Here is a 23,239-nt window from a genome sequence, read left to right on the forward strand (position 1 = left end):
GCCCCTGCCGCAACGGGCGGCGCGCCTCAGCCGGCCGTCGCGGTGAGGACGTAGTAGTCCAGCAGACCGGTCTCATAGGCCGTCAGATAGCGGCGCGGCCACTCGTCGCGGAGCTCCGGCCGCTGGGCCATGTAGCGGTCGTAGTGCTCCCAGACCCCCTCGCCGATCGACCGGACGCCGACCTGGCGCAGGCCCGCCGCCGAGAGCGTCGCGGCGACCTCGTCGACCACGTGCGGTACGTCCAGGCCGTCGGCGTACGGGGGCAGCAGCCCGGGCAGCGCGCGGGCGGCGGCCGGGGTGCGGGCGAAGAACGTCGTCAGCGCCAGCCGGCCCCCCGCGCGCAGCACCCGCGCCGACTCCCGGGCGAAACCGGGCAGATCGCGGAAGTGCTGCGCCGCCTCGACGGAGAAGAGGCAGTCGACGCTGCCGTCGGGGAGCGGGAGGTGCTGCGCCGCGCCCCGGCGGAACTCCAGCCGGCCGGTGGTGTCCGGGGAGGCGGCGAGCAGCTCCGCGTTCGCCTCCCTGGCCCGGGCGATCTGGTCGGGGTGTGCGTCCAGCCCGATGACCGTTCCCAGGCCGAACTCGCGCAGCGCCAGCGCACAGCCCAGCCCGCGCCCGCAGCCGACCTCCAGCGCGGTGCGGCCCCGCGCCGGTGCGAAGGTGCCGAGCACCAGGCGGTAGAGGTCCTGCTCGCTGCGGACGCGGTCGGCCTCGGTCAGCGGCCGGTCCGCGGGGCCGGTCAGGCCCGCCCAGTAGCCGAAATTGATGAAGCCGCCGGCGAAGGCGGGAACGGTGCTGAGGTCGAGCTCGCCGTACACCTCCATGACCCGGTCGGGCAGGTCCGGGGGGCCGGCGGGCGGCGGCTGCTGCGTCATCGAACGCTCCTCGTGCGTGCCGGGCGGGGCCTGCCGCGACGGGCGGCGCCGTGAGCGGCCGTGCGGGGACGGGGCGGGGGAGGGCGGGATCCCGGGGCGGGGCGGTCGGCGGACGGGATGCGGTGGCGCCCGGCGGTACGGATACGGACGGCACGATTCTCGGCCCGGAGCGCTCCCGCACCGGGGAAGGCGCGCCGCCGGTACGGGCGCTGACGGTCCGTCATGGCGGGCTGCCGGCGCGGACGGTCCCGCCCCGGGCTGCGGGGCGGGACCTGGCCGGGCGGGCCGTCCGGAGCGGGCGGACGGCCCCGCTTCACAGCGCCTGGGCGGCCGGCTTGGTCATGCCGCGGACCGTGCGGGCGTCGACGAACTCGCCCAGCGCGGTCATCTCCCACTCGCCGGAGAACTGGCGGATGAGCTTCGCCATGATCACGCCCGTGCGCGGCTCGGCGTGGGTGAGGTCGAAGCGGACCAGTTCCTCCCCGCTCTGGGCGTCCAGCAGGCGGCAGTACGCCTTGGCGACATCGGAGAACTTCTGGCCGGAGAAGGAGTTCACGACGAAGACCAGGCCCGTCACCTCCGGAGGCAGCCCGCCGAGGTGGACGGTGATCGCCTCGTCGTCGCCGGCGCCCTCGCCCGTGAGGTTGTCGCCGGAGTGCTGGATCGCGCCGCCCAGGATCATCAGCTTGCCGAAGAAGCAGTTGTCGACCTTTTTGCGGTCCGGGCCGTAGGCGATGACGGAGGCGTCCAGGTCGATGCTCTTGGCGCGGAAGGCGGGCTCCCAACCGAGGCCCATCCGGACCGAGCTGAGCACCGGACGGCCGCCCTTGACCAGCGACACCGTCTGGTTCTTCTGCAGACTGACCCGGCCCTTGTCGAGGTTGATCTTGCCGGTGCCGGTGCCGGTGCCGGTGCCGGGGGCCGGGGTGGACGGCGCGGGAGCCGGGGCCGCCGGCGCGGCGGCGGGCGGCGGCGGGGCGACCGGGGCGGGGGCGCCGGTGGGCGGTCCCCACCCGGCGGCGGGGGTCGGGGGAGCGGGGGGTGCCTGCGGGGCGGCGGCGGGCGCGGCCGGTTCCTCGACGCTGACGCCGAAGTCGGTGGCGATCCCCGCGAGGCCGTTGGCGTAGCCCTGGCCGACCGCGCGGACCTTCCACACGCCGCCCCGGCGGTAGATCTCGACGAGCACCAGCGCGGTCTCGGTGCCCAGCCGCGGCGGGGTGAAGGAGGCCAGGACGCTGCCGTCGTCGGCGTTGCGGACCGTGCCCGTGGGCTCCGTGCCGGCGAAGGTCGCGCCGGGGGTGTCCAGGCTCGCGGTCACGACGATCTTCTCGATGCCCTCGGGCACCGCGGCGGTGTCGACCGTGATGGTGTCGCCGCCGGCGGCCGCCGCGGAGTGCGTCACACCCGGTGCGGAGGGCTGGTTGTAGAACACGAAGTCGTCGTCGGAGCGGACCTTGCCGCCGGCGGCCAGCAGCAGGCCCGACACATCCAGCCGCACGGGGGCGGTGACGTCCACCGCCACCCGCGCGGCGCTGAGCGGGAGGTTCGAGCCAGGAGTCATAGCGGTCATGCCGGGCTCAACGATCGGCTCGCCTTTGCGGTTCCATTACCTGCGGCCGGTTGGCCGTCCGCGTTCACCGGCGGGCGCGGGAGTTGCCGAACAGCAGCCGGTAGGCGATCAGCAGGACCAGCGCACCGGCGACCGAGGCGATCCACATGGAGGGTTCGCCGAAGTCCTTGGGTATCGGGCGGTGCAGGAACTTCGTGGAGAGCCAGCCGCCGAGGAAGGAGCCCACGATGCCGATCAGGGTCGTCCCGACGATCCCGCCCGGGTCCCGGCCCGGCAGCAGGACCTTGGCGATGATGCCTGCGATCAGCCCGAGTACGAGCCAACTGACGATGCCCATGATGCGTTCCTCGTTCCTGCGCGGAGGGTTGGTACACAGATCAGGACGCCGGCCGGGCGGCAGGGGTTCCGCGGCGTGGCACGGGCCACGTGCGCAGGTCACGGCGGTGGACCCGGCCGGCGTCGCGCGCGAGGTCAACCGCCGTCGCGGCCCGTCCTCATCCCGGCCGGACGAACCCGCACTCGTACGCGGCGATCACCGCCTGCGTCCGGTCCCGCACCCCGAGCTTGGCCAGCACCCCCGCCACATGGGTCTTGACCGTGGCCGGGCCCACCCCCAGCCGCTCGGCGATCTCGGCGTTCGTCAGCCCCGTGGTCATCAGCCGCAGCACCGCACCCTCCCGCCCGGACAGCCGGGCCCGCAGCGTCCGCACCGCCTCGTCCGCCGCCTGCTCCCCGGCGTGCCGGGCGGCGAGCCGGCGCACCGCCGCCGGGAACAGCAGCGAGTCGCTGCGCGCCACCAGCCGTACGGCCTGGACCAGTTCCTCGGCGCCGGAACGCTTGAGGAGAAAGCCGCTGGCACCGGCCCGCAGGGCACCGTAGACGCTGGCGTCGTTCTCGAAGGTCGTCACCACGATGATGCGCGGCGGTGCGGACATCGAGGCGAGCACCTGCTCGGTCGCCCGGATCCCGTCGATCTCCGGCATCCGGACGTCCATCAGCACGAGATCCGGGCGCAGTTCCCGGATCAGCGGCACCGCCTCGGCGCCGGTCGCCGCCTCGCCGACGACCTCCATGCCGTCCTCGGCGCCCAGGATCGCGCGCAGAGCGCCGCGCACCAGCCGTTCGTCGTCGGCGAGGACGATGCGCAGCGGGCGGGCTGCCTCCGCGTCACCGGCCGGCCGTCCGTCGTTCCGTACGGTGGCCATTCCCTCGTCCCCCTTTTCCGGCGGTGCGCCTCTTTGTGCCTTTGTGCCCCTCTGCACCCCTTTAACCCCCTCTGCTCCCCTCTGCGCCTCTCTGCTCTCCTCTACTGTTCTTTACTCGCCTTTACTCCTCATGTCTCCGCTCCCGCCCCCGTGCCCGCCAGTGGCAGCCGGGCCGCCAGGCGCCAGACGCCGTCCTCGGCGGCGGCGCTCGCCCCGCCACCGAGCAGCCGGGCGCGCTCGGTGATGCCCCGCAGCCCGCGGCCGCCGCCCGCGCGGGCCTTCGGGGCGGCGCGGGCGGCCGGCGGCCCGGCCACCGCCCCGGGCAGCGGATTCTCCATCCGTATCCTCACCTGCGCGTCCGCCACCCGTACGGACAGCCGGACCGGCACCGGCCCGGCATGCCGCAGGGCGTTGCTGAGTCCTTCCTGCACGATCCGATAGGCCTCCCGCGAGACCACCGGCGGCAGCCCCGTACATCCCCTCTCGACCGTCGCCTCGACCGGTACGCCGCCCGCCCGGGTCCGGTCGAGCAGCGCCTCCAGGCCGTCCAGGGTGGGCGCGGGCGCGGCCGGGTCACTGCCGTCCTCCGCGCGCAACAGGCCCAGTACGGCGTCCAGTTCGGCGACCGCCGTGCGGGAGGTCTCCTCGATGGCGGCCAGCGCCCGGCGGGCGAACTCCGGGTCCGCGTCCAGGACCCGGCGGGCCGCGCCCGCCTGGAGGGTGACCGCGCTCAGCGCGTGCCCGACCGCGTCGTGCAGTTCGCGGGCCAGCCGGTTGCGGGACGCCAGATCGGCGGCCCGGCGCTCGGCGGCGGCCAGCCGGTCGGCGGGCGTGGGCCCCAGCAGCACCGGGGCGCAGCGCGCCAGCAGGGTCCCGGCTCCCCAGGCGGCGCCGGCCACCAGCGCCAGCAGCGCCAGTCCCGTGAGCGGCCCCAGCACCCCGTGAAAGGCGTCCGGCCAGCGCGGTTCGGTGTGCTGCAAGGAGGGGGAGAACGGCAGGACCAGCAGCAGGACGGCGGCCGGCGGCGCGGCCAGCGACACCCCGCTGACGATCACTCCGGCCAGCAGATGCGTCACGAACCACAGCGCGGTGCGCCGCCGGGCCGCCCATGAGAGAGCCGGCCCCTCGGCCAACAGCTCCGCGGGCACCCCGCACAGCGACCGGACGGCGTGCACCTCCAGCGGCCGCGCCAGCGGGAAGAGCAGCGCGGCCAGGGCGGCCAGCGGCAGTGCACAGCCGAGGTCGAGGAACTGCCGGCCGGCGGAGCCCAGCGGGCCCTTGTCCTCGTCGAACGGCGGGAGGAAGACGGAGACCAGCAGGAAGAACGGCATCAACAGCGCGCCGCCCAGCACCAGATGGACCCAGCGCCGCCCGGTCATCCGCACCGCGGAAGGGCCCCGCAGGCGGCGAAGGGCATCCCGGCCGGTCGAAAGGCTCATGGCCGCCAGCCTTCCGGCAGCCGGACCGGTACGCGTCGGCCCCGGCGACGATCCGCCTCCGCCGCACGGGGGAGGGCCGCCCGGCGGGGACGGCTCACCGCTGCCGGGCGGCCGGCGTCAGTCGGTCGCGGGCGCCGCACAGGGCGTCTTTGATCAGCTGCTCATGGGCCGGGGTCAGCCGGGCCACCGGCACCGAGCAGCTGAGCGCGTCCCGGGCGGGTGCCCGGTAGGGGAGCGCGACACCGAAGCAGCGCAGGCCCAGGGTGTTCTCCTCGCGGTCGACCGCGTATCCCCGCGCGCGCACCGTGTGCAGCTCCGCGAGCAGCTGCTCGCGGTCGGTGAGCGTGTGCTCGGTCAGCCGGGGGAGGACCGGCGGCAGCAACGACCGCAGCTGGTCGTCAGTGTGCGTGGCGAGCAGCGCCTTGCCCAGCGCGGTGGAGTGCGCGGGCAGCCGCCGGCCGACGCGCGTGAAGGGGCGCAGGTGGTGCGGCGAGGGGCGGGTGGCGAGAGTGACGACGTGGGTGCCGTCGAGGCGGGCGAGGTGGAGGGTCTCGGCGGTGTCCTCGGCGAGCCGGTCCAGCGCCGGCCGCGCCGCGGCCACCACCTCGTCGCCGTCGACGCAGGACGTGCCGACCAGCAGCGCACGGACGCCGATGCCGTAGCGGGTGCCGGTCGCATCGGTCTCGATCCAGCCCAGGTCGACGAGGGTGCGCAGCAGCATGAAGAGGCTGGACTTCGGATAGCCGACGGCTTCCTGGACGGACGTCAGACTGTGCAGTCCGGGGCGTCCCGCGAAGTATTCGAGCAACTTCACCGTCCGCACCGCGGATTTGACCTGCGATCCACCGGTATCGGCAGCTGACATCGCCCTTGACCCCCCTGTTCCGGCCGCCATAGAGTCCCAGTTGTTCATGATCTGGGACGCTGTTCAGCATAGCGAACGCGGTCCGGTGTGCTGCGCGAAAGCGGAACGTCTTGAACGACTCGGCACGGCATCGCCCGGGAGGAATGCACGGTGGCAGCAGCAGCTCCAGTCTGGAGTGTCGATCCCCGTACCGGGAAGCAGCGGGAACAGGTGGCGGTGGAGGCCACGGCCGACGAGGTGGACACCGTCGTCCGCGCGGCGCACACCGCCCGCGGCGCGCTCGCCGACCGCGCCGTACGCACCGCCCTGCTGCGCCGTGCCGCGGAGCTGCTCGACGACGCGGGCGAGGCGGTCATCGAGGCCGCCGACGCCGAGACCGCGCTCGGCCCCGGCCGGCTCACCGGCGAACTCGCCCGCACCACCTACCAGTTGCGGGCCTTCGCGGACCTCGTGCAGGAGGGCGCGTTCCTCGACGTACGGATCGACCACGCCGACCCCGCGCTCGCCCCGCCCCGGCCCGATCTGCGCCGCTACAAGATCCCGCTGGGCCCGGTCGCGGTCTACTCCGCCAGCAACTTCCCGCTCGCCTTCTCGGTACCGGGCGGCGACACCGCCAGCGCCCTGGCGGCCGGCTGCCCGGTCGTCGTCAAGGCCCACCCGGACCATCCGGCCACCTCTGAGCTGTGCGCCGCGCTGCTGCGCCGGGCCGCCGCCGAGGCCGGCCTGCCCGAGGGCGTGCTGCACCTGGTGCACGGCTTCCAGGCCGGTATCGACCTGGTGCGCCACCCGCTGATCACCGCGGCCGGCTTCACCGGCTCGGTCCGCGGCGGCCGCGCCCTGTACGACGCGGCCGCCGCCCGTCCGCACCCCATCCCCTTCCACGGCGAGCTCGGCAGCCTCAACCCCGTGGTGATCACCGAGGCCGCGGCCGGGGAACGCGCCGAGGAGATCGGCGCCGGGCTGGCCGGCTCGATGACGCTCGGCGTCGGCCAGTTCTGCGTCAAGCCCGGCCTGGTCCTGGCGCCCGCGGGGCAGGCGGGCGAGCGGCTGGTGACCGCGCTGACCGCCGCGGTCAGCAACAGTGAGGCCGGGGTGCTGCTCGACCACCGGATGCGCCAGGCGTTCCTCGACGGGATCGGCAGCCGCGCCGGGCTCGCGGGCGTCGAGGCCCCGGTGACCCCGGGCGCCGGCGGTGAGCACACCGTCAGCGCCGGCTTCCTCACCGTCCCCGCCGCCCGCCTCACCACCGAGGGGCCCCACGACCTCCTCCTGGAGGAGTGCTTCGGCCCGGTCACCGTCGTCGCCCGCTACACCGACGAGGCCGAGATCGCCGCCGTCCTCGCCCGGCTCCCCGGCAACCTCTCCGCCACGCTCCACCTCGGCGACGCGGAGAGCGCCGGCACCGACGGGACGGGGCGCGGCGCCCGGCTGCTGGCCGCGGTCACCCCGCTCGCCGGCCGGGTGGTCGTCAACGGCTGGCCCACCGGGGTCGCGGTCGCCCCCGCCCAGCACCACGGCGGCCCCTACCCGGCCACCACCTCCACCGCCACCTCCGTCGGCGGCACCGCCGTGGAACGCTGGCTGCGACCGGTCGCCTACCAGGACACCCCGCCCGCCCTGCTGCCGCCCGAGCTGCGCGAGGACAACCCGCTCGGCCTCCCGCGCCGGATCAACGGCCGCGCGGAGGGCGTCTAGCCGGCCGCCGCCGGCTCCTTGCGGGCGACGAGCTGCAGGCGCTCGGCCGTCCGCCCGTCCAGGGTGCCCACCGACCCCCGCCGCTCCGCCAGCAGCGAGAAGCCCGCCGCCTGCACCCTCTCCCGCAGCAGCTCCGGCGGATGGTGGCGGAACACCCCGCCGTCGGGCGTCTCGAACACCCCGTACGTCCCGTACCGCTCCGCGTACCGCGCATAGCGTTCCTGGTTGAGCGCGTCGTCCTGCAACGGCACATCGCTCAGATACAGCACCCCGCCGGGCCGCACCAGCCGCCCCAGCTCCCCGGCGATCGCACTCTGGTCCGCGTCCCCGGGCACACAGGTGAGCACCGCGAACAGCAGCGCCGCATCGAACGCCCCGTCCTCGAACGGCAGCGGAAACCCGCCCCACCGCAGCAGATCCAGCTCCGGATGCTCCCGCCGCCCCCGGGCGATCAGCGCCGCCGACACATCCACCCCGCGCACCGAGCGGTAACCCCGCCCGGCCAGCTCGGCGGTCAGCCGCCCGTAGCCGCAGCCGTAGTCCAGCACCCGCGCGTCACGCGGCACATGCTCCTCCAGCAGCGCCGGATCGAGGGGATGCGTGAAGGTCTTGGCCGACCCGGTCGTCTCCCAGAAGCCGAGGAATCCCTGTGGCGAGGTCATGCCCGGACGCTACCCCCGGAATAGGCGCGTGCCGCACATGGTTGCCCCCACGCACATCCGTCACGAGGAAAGTCAGCCGTCCCATGCGCGTGGAAATCTGGTCCGACATCGCCTGCCCCTGGTGCTACATCGGCAAGGCCCGCTTCGAGGCCGGGCTCGCCGGGTTCGCGCACCGTGCCGTGGTCGAGGTGGTGCACCGCTCCTTCGAGCTGGACCCGAAGGCGCCGGCCACCGGTGATCTCCCGGTGCTGGACATGCTCGCCGAGAAGTACGGCGTGACCCGCGAGCAGGCCGCGGAGAGGGAGGCCCGGGTCGCCGGGGCCGCGGCCGCGGAGGGGCTGGACTACCGCTCCGACCGGATCCACGGCAACACCTTCGACCTGCACCGGCTGCTGCACCTGGGCAGGGCGCACGGCGTCGAGGACGCGCTGCTCGACGCCTTCTACCGCGCCAACTTCGCCGAGGCCCGGGCGCTCGGGGACCCGGCGGTGCGCAGTGAGCTCGCGGTCGGTGCGGGGCTGCCCGCCGACGAGGTCGCGCGGGTGCTGGCCGACCCCGGGGCGTATGCGCAGGAGGTGCGCGCCGAGGAGCGCGAAGCGGCCGAGCTGGGCGCCACCGGCGTGCCGTTCTTCGTCATCGACCGCCGCTACGGCATCTCCGGCGGACAGCCCGCCGAGGTCTTCCGGCAGGCCCTGGAGCGGGCGTATGCGGAGGGTGGCGAGCCGGGCGGTGACGGACACGGCGGCGATGAGGGCGCCGGTGCGGTGTGCGGGGACGACGGCTGCGCCGTGCCGGGGGAGTGAGCGCGCAGCGGCCTGCCCGCAGGCCGCGCCGCCCCCGCGTGCCCCGGACCCCGCCCCCCCCAACGCCCCCGTGGCGGGATACGGGCCCGCGTCATGGACGGGGCGGGTGTCACCGAGCACAGTGGGGGCATGCAGCGACGTGTGCCACTCGGCGGGGCGGAATTCGCGCCCGAGACGACCTTCTTGAACTCGGCCTCCAGCGGGCTCCTCCCGGCACGCAGCGCCGCCGCCCTGCGCGCGGCCCTCGACGAATCGGCCTCCTACGGCACCATGGGCCGCGACTACTTCGCCGCCGCCACCGCCTCCCGGGCCACCTTCGCCCGGCTGATGGGCGTGCCCGCCGAGCGGGTCGCCGTCGGCAGCTCGGTCGCGGTGCAGTCGGGGTTCGTGGCCGCCTCGCTCCCGGCGGGCGCCGAAGTGCTGGTGCCCGAGGGCGACTTCAGCTCGCTGGTCAACCCCTTCGCCGCCCACCCGGGCATCACACTGCGCACCGTGCCGCTGGAGGCGCTCGCCGACGCCGTGCGCCCCGGTACCGCGCTGGTCGCGTTCAGCGCCGTGCAGTCCGTGGACGGCAGGATCGCCGACATGGCGGCGATCCGCGACGCCGCGCGGGCTCATGGGGCGCGCACCTACCTCGACGCGACCCAGGCCGCCGGCTGGCTGCCGCTGCGTGCCGCGGACTTCGACTTCGTCGTCGCCGGCGCCTTCAAGTGGCTGCTGTGCCCGCGCGGCACGACCTTCATGATCTTCGGCGGGGAGCTGGGGGCGGGCGCGCCGTGGCCGGCCGCGCCGCACGCCGGCTGGGTCGCCGGCGAGGACCCCGGCGCGTCCAACTACGGCCCGATCCGGCCGGCCGCCACCGCCCGGCGCTTCGACGAGCCGCATGCCCACTACTCCTACATCGGCGCCGAGCAGTCCCTCGCCCTCATCGACGAGCTGGGCGTGGACACCATCCACGCCCACAACACCGCACTCGCCGCCCACTACCGTGCCGGGCTGGCCGAGCGCGGCCTGGCGCCGGCGCCCGCGCCGGGCTCGGCGATCGTCTCCACGCCGGGCCTCACGGACGCGGAACACCGGCTGACCGAAGCGGGGGTGCGGATCGCGGTGCGTGGCGGACTGCTCCGCGCGTCCTTCCACCTCTACAACTCGACGGACGACGTGGAGCGGCTGCTGTCCCTGCTGGACCAGGGCCTGTCCGACGGGCGAGGGTGAGCGTGGCACCCGGCACAACACCCGCCATCGGCCCGGACGTTAGTGGGGCGTTAGCCGGACAGCGGTAGATCGTCAGCAGCGACCGACAGTCTTGTTCTGCCGAGCCCGCAGCACCGGACAGAACGGGAAGAACATGTCGCACACCACCCTCCGCCACGCCCGCAAGGCCGCAGCCGCCATGGTGATCACCGTCGCCGCGTTCGGGCTCACCGCCTGCCAGGGCGGCGGCAGCGACGCCTCAGCACCCGCCGGCTCCGCCCATGCCACCCACTCCTCCACTTCCGGGGCCAAGACCGCCCGGAACTCTGCCGGCGACGCGCCGACGGGCACTGCCGAAAAGCCCGGGACGAGCTGCACCAACCAGATCAATTACGCGGGCGACTCGCGGTCCAACGCCGAGATCAACAGCATCGGCGAGAAGACCGGCCACTGCCCGGCGCCGGAAAAGGGCGACAAGCCCTCGGGCACCCCCAAGAAGCCCGGGACGAGCTGCACCAACCAGATCAATTACGCGGGCGACTCGCGGTCCAATGCCGAGATCAACAGCATCGGCGAGAAGACCGGCCACTGCCCGCCGGTCCGGCATCAGTGAGTGGGGGCCCAGGGCCGGCGCATGCCGGCGGGGGCGGGGAATGCCGGCCGGGGGCCCGGACGCCGATACTGATGTAATGGGCAACGGACCTGTTCCGAGCAGTAGTTGAGAGGCCCTCAGTGACCACCGCATTCGACCCGATGGACCTCGCGGGCATCCCGCTCGCCAACCGCATCGTCATGGCGCCGATGACCCGCAACCGCGCCACCGCCGAGGGCGTCCCCACCCCGTCCATGGTCCGCTACTACACCCAGCGGGCCTCCGCCGGCCTCATCATCACCGAGGCCGCCCAGACCGCCGCCATCGGCCGCGGCTACCCGCTCACCCCCGGCCTGCACACCCCCGCACAGGTCGCCGGCTGGCGCGAGGTCACCGACTCCGTGCACGCCGCGGGCGGCCGGATCTTCGCCCAGCTGTGGCACGGCGGCCGCATCGGCCACCCGGTGCTGCTGGCCGACGGCCAACTGCCGGTGGCGCCCTCCGCGGTCGCCGCGGCCGGCCAGGGCTTCACCCACGAGGGCCTCAAGGACTTCGTCACCCCGCAAGCGCTGACCGGCGTGGAGATCGCCGAGACCATCGCCGGGTTCGCGGACGCCGCCCGCAACGCGATGGAGGCCGGGTTCGACGGGGTGGAGATCCACGGTGCCAACGGCTATCTGGTCCACCAGTTCCTGGCGCCCAACGCCAACCTGCGCACCGACGAGTGGGGCGGCTCCGACGCGGCCCGCGCACGGTTCGCCATCGACGTCGTCACGGCCGTCGCCGCCGCGGTCGGCGCGCACCGCACCGGCCTGCGCCTCTCGCCCGGCAACACCTTCAACGACATCCACGAGCCCGCGCCCGAGGCCACGTACACCACGCTGATCGACGCCATCGCCCCGCTGGGCCTGGCGTATCTGCACACCTGCGACGTCCCCGACACGGAGCTGCTGGGCCGGCTGCGTACCCGCTTCGGCGGGACGTTCCTGCTCAACCCGGCCACCGACGGCCGGCCCACCGGCCCCGAGGAGCTGCCGCTCGTCGAGCGGGGCGAGGCCGATCTCCTCGCCTTCGGCGCACTGTTCCTCGCCAACCCCGACCTGCCCCGCCGCCTGGCGCGCGGCGGCCCCTTCAACACCCCCGACCGGGAGAGCTTCTACGGCGGCGACGACTCCGGCTACCTCGACTACCCGGCGCTGGAGGGCTGAGGAGCGGCCGTCCCGCACCGCGCACACGGCGCGGCCGCCGCACAGACCCTGCTGTGCGGCGGCCGCGCCACCGGTTTCACCGTGACTACCTCACCGGCGTGAAGTCACGCGCCCCGATGTACTCCGGGCGCCGGACCGGCGCCGCGAACGGCTCCACCGCTTCGTTGTCCACGCTGTTGAAGACGAGGAAGACATTGCTGCGCGGGTACGGCGTGATGTTGTCACCCGAGCCGTGCATGGCGTTGCAGTCGAACCAGGTCGCCGAGCCGGCCTTGCCCTTGAAGAGGCGGATGCTGTGCTTGTCCGCCATCTTCGTCAGCACCTCGTCCGACGGGATGCCCGCGTCCTGCATCTGCAGGGACCGCTTGTAGTTGTCCTTCGGTGTCGCGCCCTCACAGCCCACGAAGTGCTGGTGCGAGCCGGGCATGATCATCAAGCTGCCGTTGGTGTCGTAGTTCTCCGTCAGCGCGATGGAGACCGACACGGTGCGCATGTTCGGCAGCCCGTCCTCGGCGTGCCAGGTCTCGAAGTCCGAGTGCCAGTAGAAGCCGGTGGCACCGAAGCCCGGCTTCACATTGATCCGCGACTGGTGGACGTAGACGTCCGAGCCGAGGATCTGCCGGGCACGACCGACCACACGCGGGTCGGAGACCAGCTTGGCGAACACCTCGCTGATCTTGTGCACCTCGAACACGGTCCGTACGTCCTGTGACTTCGGCTCGACGATGGAGCGCGGGTCGGCGCGCATCGTCGGGTCGAGGACGAGACGGTCCAGTTCGGCGCGGTACACCGCGACTTCTTCCGCCGTGAGCAGTTCCCCGATGGCGAAAAAGCCGTCGCGTTCGAAGTCGCTCAGCTCGGACGGCGCGAACGGGCCGGCCGTTCCGGGCTGCGACCACACCACCGGGTCCTTCCGCGGGGTGATGACCTCGGCGGTCCCACGGGTCGGGTACAGGTCGGCGGTGCGCTCGGGTGCGGTGGTCATGGTGTTGCCTTCCTCTCCTCTCGTACGGGCTCTGGCTTACGTCGTGTGGGCCTTCCTCATCTGCCGGACGGGGCAGGCGGGGTGTGACGCCTCAGACCGTCTCGGGCTCCGGATCGGGTTCGGTCAGCAGCGGGTAGACACCGTTCTCGTCGTGGTCCTCACGGCCGGTGACCGGCGGGTTGAAGACGCAGACGCAGCGGAAGTCCTTCTTGATCCGCATGGTGTGCTTCTCGTGTCCGTCGAGCAGGTACATCGTGCCCGGGGTGATGGTGTGCTGCTCGCCGGTCTCGTCGTTGGTGAGCTCGGCCTCACCCTCTACGCAGAGTACGGCCTCGATGTGGTTCGCGTACCACATCGACGTCTCCGTACCGGCGTACAGAGTGGTCTCGTGCAGGGAGAAGCCGACGCGCTCCTTGGCGAGCACGATGCGCTTGCTCTCCCACGTGCCGGACTTGGCCTTGACGTGGCGGTCGGTGCCTTCGATGTCCTGGAGGGATCGGACGATCACGGTGCGGGGTGCCTTTCTGTGAAACGGTAAGGATCTCTGCGGCCGTTGGGCCGATCAGGCGCAGTCGCGGACCGCGCGGGCGAGGATGCGCAGACCCTCGTCCAGCTCCTCGGGGGTGGTCGTCAGGGCCGGAAGCAGCTTGACGACCTCGCTCTCCGGGCCGGAGGTCTCGATGAGCAGACCCAGCTCGAAGGCGCGCTTGGCAATCTTGTCGGCCAGGGGCTTGTCGTTGCACTCCAGGCCCCACACCAGACCGCGGCCGCGGTACTCGGCGATGGCCTCCGGGTGCTCCTCGGCGATCGCCTTCAGGTGTGCTTCGACGATCTCACCGCGGGCGAGAGTCTGCTTCTCCATCTGGCCGTCGGCCCAGTAGGTGTCCAGCGTCGCGGCGGCGGTGACGAAGGCCGGGTTGTTGCCGCGGAAGGTGCCGTTGTGCTCGCCGGGCTCCCAGATGTCCAGCTCGGGCTTGAACAGGGTCAGCGCGAGCGGCAGGCCGTAGCCGCTGATGGACTTCGAGACGGTGACGATGTCCGGCACGATGCCCGCCTCCTCGAAGGAGAAGAAGGCACCCGTACGGCCGCAGCCCATCTGGATGTCGTCGACGATGAGCAGCATGTCCCAGCGCTCGCACAGCTCGGAGAGGGCGCGCAGCCACTCGGGGCGGGCGACGTTGATGCCGCCCTCGCCCTGGACCGTCTCGACGATCACGGCGGCGGGGGTGTTGAGGCCGGAGCCCTGGTCCTCCAGCAGCCGCTCGAACCACAGGAAGTCCGGGTAGGTGCCGTCGAGGTAGTTGTCGAACGGCATCGGGGTGCCGTGCACCAGCGGGATACCGGCACCGGCCCGCTTCATGGAGTTACCGGTGACGGCCAGCGCGCCCAGCGACATGCCGTGGAAGGCGTTGGTGAAGGACACGATCGACTCGCGGCCCTTGACCTTACGGGCCAGTTTCAGCGCGGCCTCGACGGAGTTGGCGCCCGTCGGGCCCGGGAACATGACCTTGTAGGGCAGGTCGCGCGGCCGCAGGATGATGTTCTGGAAGGACTCCAGGAACGCCCGCTTGGCCACGGTGGACATGTCCAGGCCGTGGGTGACCCCGTCCCGCTCGATGTAGTCGATCAGCGCGCGTTTGAGTACGGGGTTGTTGTGGCCGTAGTTCAGCGAGCCGGCACCGGCGAAGAAGTCGAGGTAGGTGTGGCCGTCCTCGTCGGTCATGCGGCTGCCCTGCGCACGGTCGAAGACGGTGGGCCAGCTACGGCAGTAGCTGCGGACCTCCGACTCCACGGTCTCGAAGACGCTCAGATCGGGCTGGGTGATGGTCACAGCATGCTCCTGGGAGATGAGTGGCGAAAGGATGGGAAGTCTGTGGTGGCTGGGCGGTGCCGGCGGGTGTCGTGGGGTGTGGTGCCGGATTCCGCACGGCCGCTGCGGCGCGGGGCTGAGCGGCCCTAGGGGTTCGTCAGCGCCCTGAGCGGGCCGGTGGCGGGAACGGGCCGATGAGGTGCAGCACCTCCGGCTCGTGGCCCTGCTCGGGGAACAGCCCTGCGTCGAAGAGCACCTCCCGCTCGATCGGCACTGAGTGCCGCTCGGCGAAGGACGCGAACAACCGGTTGGATGCGGCGTTGTCGGGGGTGATGGTGGTCTCGACGAAACGCACGCCCAGCTCGTCCGTGGCACGGGCGGTGAGCCCGTCCAGGAGTGCGGCCGCCAGCCCCTGGCCGCGGTGCGCATCGTCGACGGCTACCTGCCAGACGACGAGCGTCTCCGGGCGCTCGGGGCGGATGTATCCGGTGACGAAGGCGGCCGGCTCGCCCTCCGTGTCGCGGGCGACGACGGAGGTGGCGGCGAAGTCGCGACACCACAACAGGTAGCTGTAGGAGGAGTTGAGGTCCAGCGCCTTGGAGTCGCGGGCGATGCGCCAGATCGCGGCTCCGTCCTCCACTCGTGGGGTGTCGAGCTTGAAGCCCTCCGGAAATTCTCTGAAATCGCTTCGGGCACCTGCATGGTCTGCTTGTGCGGCGGTCATGGGAATTAAATTTACCCAGGGAAAAAGGAAATTGCATCGCGGGCAGGGGTTACGGAAGCGGCGAAGGTATGTTATCGCGCGGGGGCGCCCGGGTGCGCGATGTCGCCGCAAGATGTCACGATTTGACCAGGATGTTCGGGGCGAAACGGACACGTTGTGTAGTCGGTCACAGCTCCGTAACGTCCATGAGATGCGTCCGAATTACGGTACTTGCCGCGAGCAAAATCGTGGCGTTTGAGGTGCGGAAAAGCGGGCAGAAGAATACGGGAAGCTGTACGCAAAGGGAATTGGGAATTCGCCGCCGGAAGGTGCGGCGTAAGGCCCATCGAAACCTGAGCGTCGCTTCCGTGGCAAGACCCCGAAGACCCGGCGCGAGATCATGTCCCCGACCCCGTGGAGAACGGGCGGGGCGTTTTTTGGGAACCGGACACGGAACGTATGCAGGCCCTGCACGGAGAGCCCGGGCGCAAAAGCGCGGGGAAGTCGCCGGGTTCCGGGGGAAACGGCCGCCGGAAAGTCCCCGCCGGCCGGTTGTGGCAGGGCCCTCCGCGCACCGCGCGGCGACGCCTAAAGTGCCGGTATGACGTCCATGAGTGATGGTGCGGTGCTGCACCTCAAGGGGAGGGTTCTCGTCGGGCCAAAAGAGGTCCGCGACGAGCTGTGGGTCGTCGGTGGCCGGGTCACCTACGACCGGCCGGCCATGGCACGGGATGCCACCACCGTGACGGGCTGGGTACTGCCGGGCCTGGTCGACGCCCACTGCCATGTGGGCCTGGACGCGCACGGCCCGGTGGACGACCCCACCAGCGAGAAACAGGCGCTCACCGACCGTGACGCGGGAACCCTGCTGATCCGGGACGCCGGGTCACCCTCCGACACCCGTTGGATCGACGACCGTGAGGACCTGCCGCGGATCATCCGCGCCGGCCGCCACATCGCCCGTACCAAGCGCTACATCCGCAACTACGCCCACGAGATCGAGCCCGAGGACCTGGTCGCCTATGTCGCCCAGGAGGCCCGCCGCGGCGACGGCTGGGTCAAGCTCGTCGGCGACTGGATCGACCGCTCCACGGGCGACCTGGAGTCCTGCTGGCCCCGGGGCGCGGTCGAGGCGGCCATCGCCGAGGCCCACCGGCTCGGCGCCCGGGTGACCGCCCACTGCTTCGCGGAGGACTCCCTCGCCCCGCTCGTCGAGGCCGGCATCGACTGCATCGAGCACGCCACCGGGCTCACCGAGGACACCATCCCGCTGTTCGCCGAGCGCGGCGTCGCCATCGTCCCCACGCTCGTCAACATCGCCACCTTCCCGCAGCTCGCGGACGGCGGCGAGGGGAAGTTCCCGCGCTGGTCCGCCCACATGCGGCGCCTGCACGCGCGCCGCTACGACACCGTGCGGGCGGCCTACGACGCCGGGGTGCCCGTCTTCGCCGGCACGGACGCCGGCGGCGCGCTCGCCCACGGGCTGGTCGCCGAGGAGGTCGTCGAGCTGACCCGGGCGGGTCTGCCCGTCGTGGCGGCCCTCTCGGCCACCACCTGGGGCGCCAGGGACTGGCTGGGCCGCCCCGGCCTCACCGAGGGCGCCTCCGCGGACCTGGTGGTCTACGGCAGCGATCCGCGCGAGGACGTGCGGGTACTGGCCGCGCCCCGGCGGGTGGTGCTGCGCGGGGAGGTCGTGGGCTAGCGGGCGGGCCGCCCCGCCCACGGCCGCCCCTCGGCGGCGGCCGGGCGGGGCGGGGCCGTGTCGCATGACGGCCTGATCCCCGTCGTGTGAGCAACCGATGACGACCCCGCTGACCGGCGATTTCCGCTGGTTTCGTGGGGGCATGCACACCGACACCAGACCTCATCGCACCTCCCCCCGTCACCGGCGCCCGGCCGTCCTCGCGGCCCTCGCCCTGGTCACCGTGAGTGCCGGTGCCGCCCTGGCCGGCTGCGGCGGCTCCGGCGGCGGGACGGCGGCGGACTCCTCCGGGCAGCAGAAGGCCGGCAAGAAGGTGCTGTGGATCGGGGACTCCATCGCCGGCGCCGAGGCCCCGCCCCTGGAGGCGGCGCTCACGGCGAGCGGCCAGCGCTTCAAGGACGCGTCCTCCGACGGCGGCGGCACGGTCGTCGAGGGCGACAAAATGGCCGGCCCGATGGCCCAGAACACGTGGAAGGACCTGAAGAAGAACCTCGCTTCGTTCCGGCCGGACGTGATCGCCTACCAGATCACCAGCTACGACTGGGGCACGCCCGCGCAGCAGCGTGCCGCGTACGAGAAGCTCGCGAAGACCGCACGGGACGCCGGGGCCGAGCTGGACCTCGTCTCCGCGCCGCCGTTCAAGATCGACGACTTCTACCAGAAGTACGAGGGCGCGATCAAGAGCGCGCCGAAGGTGGCAAAGCAGGTCGCCGACGCGAGCGGCGGCAAGGTGCGCTTCGTCGACACCACGCCGCTGTGGGGCACCGAGCGCGCCGGTCCGAAGGCCAAGCGCTCCAAGGACGGCATCCACTCCTGCCAGCAGGGCTCGGCCGCCTTCGCCAAGTGGTTCACCGAGCGGCTCGGCAAGCAGGACGGCTTCACCCCGGCCGCGCCCGAGAAGTGGGCGCGGGGCTCCTGGACCGGGGACAAGCGCTACGCGCAGCTCAAGTGCGACTGACCCGGTAGCCCCCGCGCCGGTGTCCGGCGCGCCGCCTCCTTCCCCCTCCACACGTGGTGGACCCGCCGAGGTGCCCGCACCGGCCCCCGGTCCGCCGAGGACTCCGCCATGGCTCACTCCCCTCCCGCCCCCTCCGCTCCCGCCCCCGCCGCGCACCACCGCCCGCGCCCCGGGCGTACTCCCGGCCGGGCCCATGTCGCCCCGCTCGACGGGCTGCGCGGGCTCGCCGTCGCCGCCGTGCTGCTGTTCCACGCCGGGTATCTGGGCGGCGGCTTCCTCGGCGTCGACCTGTTCTTCGTCCTGTCGGGCTTCCTGATCACGGGGCTGCTGCTGGGGGAGGCGCAGCGGCGGGGCCGGATCGGCCTGCCCGCTTTCTGGGGGCGGCGGGCGCGGCGGCTGCTGCCGGCGCTGGCCGTCATGGGCACCGCGGCCCTGCTGCTGGCCTGGGCGGCCGGTCCGCCGTCCCTGCTCGGCTTCGCCCTCGACGACGCGCCGTGGGCCGCGGCACAGGCGGTGAACTGGCACTTCATCGCCGAACAGGTCGGATACTTCAACGCCTCCGACACCCGGCTGTTCTCGCACCTGTGGAGCATCGCCGTCGAGTGGCAGTTCTACCTCGTGTGGCCGCTGGTGGTCGCCGTCGCCGGGCGCGGCCGGGGCGGTCCGCGCCGGGTCGCCCTCCTGGCCGGCGCCGGCGCCCTCGGGTCGCTGGCGCTCATGATCCAGCTCGGCAACGCCGTGGACACCACGCGGGCGTACGAGGGCACCGACACTCGGGCCTTCGCCCTGCTGCTCGGCGCCGTGGTGGCCACCGCGCCCGTGCGGCGGCTGACCGCCCGCGTCCCGGGAGCGGTCGCCGACGGGGTGTGCGCGCTGCTGGTGTGCGGGCTCGTGGCGTCCTGGGCGCTGACCGGCGGCCAGAACGCACCCGGTCTCTTCCAAGGTGGGCTGTTCGCGCACTCGCTGGCCGCCGCCGTGCTCATCGCGCTGCTCGCCGCGGCGCCGGGCGGGCGTACCGGACGGGCGCTGGGCAGCGCCGTCCCCCGCCGGCTCGGGGAGCTGTCGTACAGCCTCTACCTGTGGCACTGGCCGGTGTATCTGCTGCTGCCCCAGGAGGTGTTCGGCATCGGCGGGTGGGCGCGTGCCGCCCTGGCGATCGGCCTGTCGCTCGTGGCGGCGGTGCTGTCGAAGCTGCTGGTGGAGGACCCGGTGCGGTTCCGGGCGCGGTGGGCCACCGGACGCCGGGGGCTGGTGGCGCTCACCGCCGCGGCCGTCGTGGCGCTGGGGGTGTGGACGGCGATACCGCGGCCGCAGCCGGGGGCCGGAACGGTGGATGTGCAGCAGCTGATGTCGCCGTAGGCGGTGGCGCGGGCCACCGGGGCCGGCACCGAGGAGAGACTGGGTGAATGCGGGAGAAGCGCACGAAGGGGGAGGTATGCGGGTAAGGCGCACCGCGCACCACGGGGCCGCACGCCACCGGACCTCGCGCCACGGGACCGGGTGGCCGGCGCCGGCCGCCGCGTTGCTCGCATCTCTGGCGCTCGCGGGCTGCGGGGTCACGGACGCCGGGCCGTCGGCGGCCGGTGCGCCGGCCACCGGGGCGCGGACGGCCGGCGGGGAGGTGGTGCGGGCCTACTTCGTCGCCCCGAACGGCACCTGGCCCGTCGCCCGGCCCGCACCGCCCGGCGCCGGACCGCAGACGGCGCTGAACGCCCTGCTGGCCGGGCCCACCCGGGCCGAGCGGGCACGCGGGCTGGTCACGGCGCTGCCGGGCGGGACACACCGGGTCCGGGCCGAGGCCGCACAAGGCGCGGTCGACCTGTATCTGCCCTGGCTGGTGCCGGAGCTGGACCGGGTCGCGGTGCACCAGTTGGTGTGCACGGCCGCCGCGGCACCGGGCATCCCGGGCGGGAAGCGGCCGGTGGACGTGGTCGTACGGGTCCATGAATCGGGGCTGGACCGGAAGGCCGCGGACGCCTGGGCGGTGACCTGTGACGAGTCCGGCGTGGCCGTCCCCGCAGGCAGCCGCTGACCGGCCCGGCCGCCGGTGCGTCCGGTCCCGGCGGCCACGGCACCACCCTGAATGAGTAGCTTTGTCACTGTCTGTCCCACTCGGGGCGGAGGTGCCGACCGCAGGAGAGGAGAGGGCACGGACATGACACGCGTCCTGCTGATCGAGGACGATCCGGCGGTGCGCCGCGGCGTCACCCTGGGTCTGCGCCGCCGCGGCCACGAGACCGAAGCGGTCGGCACGGGCGAGGACGGCCTGGAGGCGCTCGGGCCCTTCGCGCCGGAGATCGTGCTGCTCGACCTGATGCTGCCCGGCATGAGCGGCCTGGAGGTCTGCCGGCGCATCCGTGAGACCAGCCAGGTGCCCCTGGTGATCCTCTCCGCGCGCGGGGACGACATCGATGTCGTCGTGGGCCTGGAGGCCGGCGCCGACGACTACGTCGTCAAACCCGCCAGCGGTGAGCTGATCGAGGCCCGGATGCGTGCGGTACTGCGCCGCGTGGCCCCCGCACAGTCCGCCGCGGCGGCGCGCGAGCAGCGCCTGACCTACGGCGGCCTCGTCATCGACGGGGTCGGGCTGCAGGTGCGCAAGGACGGCCGGGAGCTGGTGCTGGCGCCCTCGGAGCTCAAGCTGCTGCTGTTCCTGTCCGCCTCGCCGGAGCAGACCTTCAGCCGCCAGCAGCTCCTCGAACAGGTCTGGGAACACAGCTACTACGGCGATGCCCGCCTGGTCGACGCGTGTGTGATGCGGCTGCGGTCCAAGATCGAGGACGACCCGCGCGGCCCGCGCTACGTCCAGACCGTGCGCGGCTTCGGCTACCGCTTCGGCCCGCTGTGAAGCGCCGCCTGGTCCCCCGTGGTCTGCGCACCCGGCTCGTCGTCGCCTTCCTCCTGGTGTCCGCGGTCAGCGCCCTGACCACCGCCGTGCTCACCTACCAGCAGGCGCGTACCGCGATCCTGGACCGCGCCCAGGACAGCGCCGTGCACGGCCTGCGCGACCAGGTCGGCTCCCTCGCCCCGGACCTGCCCGCCCGGCCCACCGCCTCGGACCTGCGCACCCTTACGCTCCAGCTCGACCGGGCCGGCGGCGCGCGCAACTGGCACACCGCCGCCGCCGTCCGCGGCGGCGCGCTGGTCGCCGCCACCACCCCCGCCCCCGCCGTCCCCGCCGCGCTGCGCCGCGCCGCGTCCTCGGCCGACGGTGCCGTCGTGCAGCGCTTCCACCGTGGCGGGGACCCTCAGCTCGCCATCGCACTGCCCGTCGCCTCCGCCGACCGTCCCTCGAAGCCCTCCGGACTCGTCGTCTACGCCTCCTTCTCGCTCGCGCCCGAGCAGCGCGACGTGACCTCGCTGGTCGCCGCGGCCCGCGCCGGCGTCCTGCCCGTCGTGCTCGTCTCCCTCGTGCCCGCGCTGCTCGCCGCCCGCCGGGTGCTGCGCCCGGTACGGCAGCTGCGCTCCGCCACCGAGAACATGGCCGCCGGCGCCCTCGACACCCGCATCGAGGTCACCGGCGAGGACGAACTCGCCGATCTGGGACGCACCTTCAACACCATGGCCGCGACCCTGCAGGCCGATGCCACCACCCTGCGGCGCATGGAGGCGGGCGCCCGGCGGTTCGCCGCCGACGTCTCGCACGAGATGCGCACCCCGCTCGCGGCGATGACCGCCGTGACCGGCGTGCTCGACGAGGACGCCGCCTCCGGCCGGCTGGACCCGGAGACCTCTGAGGCGCTGACGCTGGTCGCCGACGAGACCCGCCATCTCGCCCGCATGGTCGAGGACCTGATGGAGATCTCCCGGTTGGACGCCGGCGCCGCCGTGCTGCACCTCGACGAGATCGACGTCGGCGAACTCGTCGGCAAGACCCTGGCGCTGCGCCACTGGCAGGACCGGGTCGAGGTCGCCGTGCCGGACGGCCTGCGCGCCCGCCTCGACCCGCGCCGCATCGACGTCGTCCTGGCCAACCTCCTCGGCAACGCCCTGCGCCACGGCGGCTCTTCGGTGCCGGTGCGGCTGCGGGCCCGGGCGGGCGAGGATGCGCTCGTGCTGACCGTCGCCGACGGCGGAGCGGGCATCCCCGAGGAGCTGCTGCCGCATGTCTTCGACCGCTTCACCAAGGGCGACGCGGCCCGCACCCGCAGCGAGGGCAGCGGGCTGGGCCTGGCCATCGCCGCCGAGAACGCCCGGCTGCACGGCGGCACCCTCACCGCCGCCAACGTCCCCGACGGGGGCGCGGTGTTCACCCTGACGCTGCCGTGGAACCCGGCATGAGACGGCGCCCGGCGGCCCTGTTGCTGCTCGCGCCGGCCCTGGCGCTGCTCGGTGGCTGCGGCATCGGCGACACCGCTCCGGCGCCGGCCGGCTCCCCGGCCGCCGGACTGCCCGAGCCGGGGGCCCACCCCGCGGACGCCGTGCACGTGTACTTCTCCTCGCCCCTCGGCCTCGAACGCGTCTCCCGCCTCGACCGCGCCCCCAACTCCCCGCAACTCGCCCTGAAGCGCCTGTGGGAAGGCCCCGACGAGGCCGAGCGGGCCCGCGGCCTGATCACCTTCGTGCCGCGCGGCGCCCCCGCGCCGACGGTCACCGGGCAGCGGCGCGGCACGGTCGACGTCCTCGTGCCCGCCGGGTGGGGAGCCGGCCGCACCGCCCTGCGCCAGCTGGTGTGCACGGTCGCCGACGCGGCGGGCACGGCGGACGGCATCCCGACCGGCGACGTGGAGGTGCGGCTGCGCCGCGCGCCGGGCGGCGCCACGGAGACCCGGCGCTGCGTACTGAACCCGGGGAGCCCGGAGAGCACAGGGACCGGGGCCCCCGCCGGAACCGGATCCCCGGCGCCGTGACGGCTGGTGCGGGGCGGGCGCCCGTGCCACGCGAATCGAATAAAGGCACGGAAACCACCTAATAGGGTGAACTGACTGCGCGTGGCTCCCTGTTCACCGCCGGTGCGGACACGATGTGCGGGT

At 73.4% G+C, this 23,239-nt stretch carries 23 protein-coding genes; 12 read left to right on the top strand and 11 right to left on the bottom strand.

All coding sequences use genetic code 11. The annotated features are described in order from the left end of the window. Positions 1-26: 26 nt before the first annotated feature. The 6 genes from OIU81_RS28205 to OIU81_RS28230 all read right to left on the bottom strand — a co-directional run bounded on the left by OIU81_RS28205 (position 27) and on the right by OIU81_RS28230 (position 5,954). Positions 27-875 carry a class I SAM-dependent methyltransferase gene (locus OIU81_RS28205; protein ID WP_329152242.1) on the bottom strand — a complete coding sequence of 283 codons (849 nt, stop codon included), beginning with the start codon at positions 873-875 and terminating at the stop codon, positions 27-29. 313 nt (positions 876-1,188) lie between these two features. Then, on the bottom strand, positions 1,189-2,436 hold the full coding sequence (locus OIU81_RS28210; RefSeq protein WP_329155416.1) for a TerD family protein: 1,248 nt from the start codon (positions 2,434-2,436) through the stop codon (positions 1,189-1,191). Positions 2,437-2,509: 73 nt separating this feature from the next. Then, entirely contained in the window at positions 2,510-2,782 is a 273-nt protein-coding gene (locus OIU81_RS28215; protein WP_329152244.1) for a GlsB/YeaQ/YmgE family stress response membrane protein, read from the bottom strand. A gap of 157 nt (positions 2,783-2,939) precedes the next feature. Then, entirely contained in the window at positions 2,940-3,650 is a 711-nt protein-coding gene (locus OIU81_RS28220) for a response regulator transcription factor (protein ID WP_329152246.1), read from the bottom strand. A gap of 128 nt (positions 3,651-3,778) precedes the next feature. Next, positions 3,779-5,029, bottom strand: coding sequence for a sensor histidine kinase (locus tag OIU81_RS28225; RefSeq protein ID WP_329155417.1), 1,251 nt, complete (start codon positions 5,027-5,029; stop codon positions 3,779-3,781). Positions 5,030-5,183: 154 nt separating this feature from the next. Beyond that, positions 5,184-5,954 (bottom strand): IclR family transcriptional regulator, encoded by a 771-nt coding sequence (locus tag OIU81_RS28230; protein ID WP_329152248.1) that lies wholly within the window; start codon positions 5,952-5,954, stop codon positions 5,184-5,186. 150 nt (positions 5,955-6,104) lie between these two features. Here OIU81_RS28230 and OIU81_RS28235 point away from each other — a divergent pair, with 150 nt between their 5' ends. After that, the gene (locus tag OIU81_RS28235; protein WP_329152250.1) at positions 6,105-7,649 is read left to right on the top strand and encodes an aldehyde dehydrogenase (NADP(+)); all 1,545 of its coding nucleotides are present in this window, start codon (positions 6,105-6,107) and stop codon (positions 7,647-7,649) included. On the opposite strand, the gene OIU81_RS28240 is transcribed toward OIU81_RS28235, so the two are convergent. Then, complete coding sequence (locus OIU81_RS28240) at positions 7,646-8,311, bottom strand: class I SAM-dependent methyltransferase (protein ID WP_329152252.1); 666 nt, start codon at positions 8,309-8,311, stop codon at positions 7,646-7,648. The genes OIU81_RS28235 and OIU81_RS28240 overlap by 4 nt on opposite strands. A gap of 83 nt (positions 8,312-8,394) precedes the next feature. Between OIU81_RS28240 and OIU81_RS28245 the strand changes: the two genes are divergently transcribed. The 4 genes from OIU81_RS28245 (at position 8,395) to OIU81_RS28260 (ending at position 12,108) form a co-directional block, all read left to right on the top strand. Further along, on the top strand, positions 8,395-9,114 hold the full coding sequence (locus OIU81_RS28245; RefSeq protein WP_329152254.1) for a DsbA family oxidoreductase: 720 nt from the start codon (positions 8,395-8,397) through the stop codon (positions 9,112-9,114). A gap of 129 nt (positions 9,115-9,243) precedes the next feature. Next, positions 9,244-10,329: an aminotransferase class V-fold PLP-dependent enzyme gene (locus OIU81_RS28250; protein ID WP_329152256.1), complete on the top strand. Its 1,086-nt coding sequence runs from the start codon at positions 9,244-9,246 to the stop codon at positions 10,327-10,329. Between the two features lie 133 nt (positions 10,330-10,462). Beyond that, a complete protein-coding gene (locus tag OIU81_RS28255; RefSeq protein ID WP_329152258.1) occupies positions 10,463-10,921 on the top strand; it encodes a hypothetical protein in 459 nt (152 codons plus the stop codon). A gap of 119 nt (positions 10,922-11,040) precedes the next feature. Beyond that, positions 11,041-12,108: an alkene reductase gene (locus OIU81_RS28260; RefSeq protein ID WP_329152260.1), complete on the top strand. Its 1,068-nt coding sequence runs from the start codon at positions 11,041-11,043 to the stop codon at positions 12,106-12,108. 85 nt (positions 12,109-12,193) lie between these two features. Here OIU81_RS28260 and thpD read toward each other — a convergent pair whose 3' ends face one another. From thpD to ectA, 4 genes are all read right to left on the bottom strand, one after another. Continuing rightward, positions 12,194-13,093, bottom strand: coding sequence for an ectoine hydroxylase (gene thpD / locus OIU81_RS28265; protein ID WP_329152262.1), 900 nt, complete (start codon positions 13,091-13,093; stop codon positions 12,194-12,196). Between the two features lie 91 nt (positions 13,094-13,184). Beyond that, a complete protein-coding gene (locus tag OIU81_RS28270; RefSeq protein WP_329152263.1) occupies positions 13,185-13,601 on the bottom strand; it encodes an ectoine synthase in 417 nt (138 codons plus the stop codon). Positions 13,602-13,655: 54 nt separating this feature from the next. Next, on the bottom strand, positions 13,656-14,924 hold the full coding sequence (gene ectB, locus OIU81_RS28275) for a diaminobutyrate--2-oxoglutarate transaminase (protein ID WP_329152265.1): 1,269 nt from the start codon (positions 14,922-14,924) through the stop codon (positions 13,656-13,658). Between the two features lie 136 nt (positions 14,925-15,060). Continuing rightward, positions 15,061-15,627 (bottom strand): diaminobutyrate acetyltransferase, encoded by a 567-nt coding sequence (gene ectA, locus OIU81_RS28280; RefSeq protein WP_329152267.1) that lies wholly within the window; start codon positions 15,625-15,627, stop codon positions 15,061-15,063. A 589-nt stretch (positions 15,628-16,216) separates the two neighbouring features. Here ectA and OIU81_RS28285 point away from each other — a divergent pair. The 7 genes from OIU81_RS28285 (at position 16,217) to OIU81_RS28315 (ending at position 23,116) form a co-directional block, all read left to right on the top strand. Then, the gene (locus OIU81_RS28285) at positions 16,217-17,308 is read left to right on the top strand and encodes an amidohydrolase family protein (RefSeq protein WP_329155418.1); all 1,092 of its coding nucleotides are present in this window, start codon (positions 16,217-16,219) and stop codon (positions 17,306-17,308) included. A 142-nt stretch (positions 17,309-17,450) separates the two neighbouring features. Further along, complete coding sequence (locus OIU81_RS28290; protein WP_443074170.1) at positions 17,451-18,266, top strand: SGNH/GDSL hydrolase family protein; 816 nt, start codon at positions 17,451-17,453, stop codon at positions 18,264-18,266. A 108-nt stretch (positions 18,267-18,374) separates the two neighbouring features. After that, positions 18,375-19,625: an acyltransferase family protein gene (locus tag OIU81_RS28295; RefSeq protein WP_329152272.1), complete on the top strand. Its 1,251-nt coding sequence runs from the start codon at positions 18,375-18,377 to the stop codon at positions 19,623-19,625. Positions 19,626-19,701: 76 nt separating this feature from the next. After that, positions 19,702-20,298 (top strand): GerMN domain-containing protein, encoded by a 597-nt coding sequence (locus OIU81_RS28300; RefSeq protein ID WP_329152274.1) that lies wholly within the window; start codon positions 19,702-19,704, stop codon positions 20,296-20,298. A gap of 123 nt (positions 20,299-20,421) precedes the next feature. Continuing rightward, on the top strand, positions 20,422-21,114 hold the full coding sequence (locus tag OIU81_RS28305; RefSeq protein ID WP_329152276.1) for a response regulator transcription factor: 693 nt from the start codon (positions 20,422-20,424) through the stop codon (positions 21,112-21,114). After that, on the top strand, positions 21,111-22,547 hold the full coding sequence (locus OIU81_RS28310; protein WP_329152277.1) for a HAMP domain-containing sensor histidine kinase: 1,437 nt from the start codon (positions 21,111-21,113) through the stop codon (positions 22,545-22,547). The genes OIU81_RS28305 and OIU81_RS28310 overlap by 4 nt, the downstream gene beginning before the upstream one ends. Next, complete coding sequence (locus OIU81_RS28315) at positions 22,544-23,116, top strand: hypothetical protein (RefSeq protein WP_329152278.1); 573 nt, start codon at positions 22,544-22,546, stop codon at positions 23,114-23,116. Before OIU81_RS28310 ends, OIU81_RS28315 begins: the two co-directional genes overlap by 4 nt. Positions 23,117-23,239 lie beyond the last annotated feature (123 nt).

Origin of the sequence: Streptomyces sp. NBC_01454, from assembly GCF_036227565.1 — a bacterium.
GTDB lineage: Bacteria > Actinomycetota > Actinomycetes > Streptomycetales > Streptomycetaceae > Streptomyces.

Coding starts and splice junctions, on each gene's coding strand:
- OIU81_RS28205 (WP_329152242.1), bottom strand. CDS start 875: ATGACGCAGCAGCCGCCGCCCGCCGGCCCCCCGGACCTGCCCGACCGG.
- OIU81_RS28210 (WP_329155416.1), bottom strand. CDS start 2,436: ATGACTCCTGGCTCGAACCTCCCGCTCAGCGCCGCGCGGGTGGCGGTG.
- OIU81_RS28215 (WP_329152244.1), bottom strand. CDS start 2,782: ATGGGCATCGTCAGTTGGCTCGTACTCGGGCTGATCGCAGGCATCATC.
- OIU81_RS28220 (WP_329152246.1), bottom strand. CDS start 3,650: ATGGCCACCGTACGGAACGACGGACGGCCGGCCGGTGACGCGGAGGCA.
- OIU81_RS28225 (WP_329155417.1), bottom strand. CDS start 5,029: ATGACCGGGCGGCGCTGGGTCCATCTGGTGCTGGGCGGCGCGCTGTTG.
- OIU81_RS28230 (WP_329152248.1), bottom strand. CDS start 5,954: ATGTCAGCTGCCGATACCGGTGGATCGCAGGTCAAATCCGCGGTGCGG.
- OIU81_RS28240 (WP_329152252.1), bottom strand. CDS start 8,311: ATGACCTCGCCACAGGGATTCCTCGGCTTCTGGGAGACGACCGGGTCG.
- OIU81_RS28245 (WP_329152254.1), top strand. CDS start 8,395: ATGCGCGTGGAAATCTGGTCCGACATCGCCTGCCCCTGGTGCTACATC.
- OIU81_RS28250 (WP_329152256.1), top strand. CDS start 9,244: ATGCAGCGACGTGTGCCACTCGGCGGGGCGGAATTCGCGCCCGAGACG.
- OIU81_RS28255 (WP_329152258.1), top strand. CDS start 10,463: ATGTCGCACACCACCCTCCGCCACGCCCGCAAGGCCGCAGCCGCCATG.
- thpD (WP_329152262.1), bottom strand. CDS start 13,093: ATGACCACCGCACCCGAGCGCACCGCCGACCTGTACCCGACCCGTGGG.
- ectA (WP_329152267.1), bottom strand. CDS start 15,627: ATGACCGCCGCACAAGCAGACCATGCAGGTGCCCGAAGCGATTTCAGA.
- OIU81_RS28285 (WP_329155418.1), top strand. CDS start 16,217: ATGAGTGATGGTGCGGTGCTGCACCTCAAGGGGAGGGTTCTCGTCGGG.
- OIU81_RS28290 (WP_443074170.1), top strand. CDS start 17,451: ATGCACACCGACACCAGACCTCATCGCACCTCCCCCCGTCACCGGCGC.
- OIU81_RS28295 (WP_329152272.1), top strand. CDS start 18,375: ATGGCTCACTCCCCTCCCGCCCCCTCCGCTCCCGCCCCCGCCGCGCAC.
- OIU81_RS28300 (WP_329152274.1), top strand. CDS start 19,702: ATGCGGGTAAGGCGCACCGCGCACCACGGGGCCGCACGCCACCGGACC.
- OIU81_RS28305 (WP_329152276.1), top strand. CDS start 20,422: ATGACACGCGTCCTGCTGATCGAGGACGATCCGGCGGTGCGCCGCGGC.
- OIU81_RS28315 (WP_329152278.1), top strand. CDS start 22,544: ATGAGACGGCGCCCGGCGGCCCTGTTGCTGCTCGCGCCGGCCCTGGCG.